This window comes from Methylorubrum sp. POS3 (assembly GCF_043352485.1).
Classification (GTDB): domain Bacteria; phylum Pseudomonadota; class Alphaproteobacteria; order Rhizobiales; family Beijerinckiaceae; genus Methylobacterium; species Methylobacterium suomiense.
This window is the reverse complement of the sequence record NZ_JAPRBT010000015.1, coordinates 1-244: the sequence shown is the minus strand read 5'-3', so window position 1 is coordinate 244 and position 244 is coordinate 1. Positions and strand designations below refer to the sequence as shown.

Annotated in this window: 1 pseudogene; it reads left to right on the top strand. The window is 63.1% G+C overall.

Annotated elements, in window-relative coordinates:
- Positions 1–7: 7 nt before the first annotated feature.
- A pseudogene (locus OWC43_RS23265) lies at positions 8–244 on the top strand (IS701 family transposase); the annotation flags it as partial.

The window sequence follows — 244 nt, the reverse complement described above, 5'->3', positions numbered from 1 at the left end:
GTCACAGATTCTGGGGGAGCGCGTCCGCATTCTGGCAGATGAGTTCCTGGCCGTTCCAACCACGTCCTACCAACAGCGCAGCCTGGAGGCTGCGCTGTCGATGTTCCTGGACACTGCCACCAAAACGGCGTTGCACCGCGCTGAGTTGGTCAGCAAAAGTGCGCTGAGCCGCCTCCTGAACGAGTACCCCTGGGATACGGCACAGGGTTGGGCCATCTTGCAGCGCGCCCAGTGGGACGCGCTG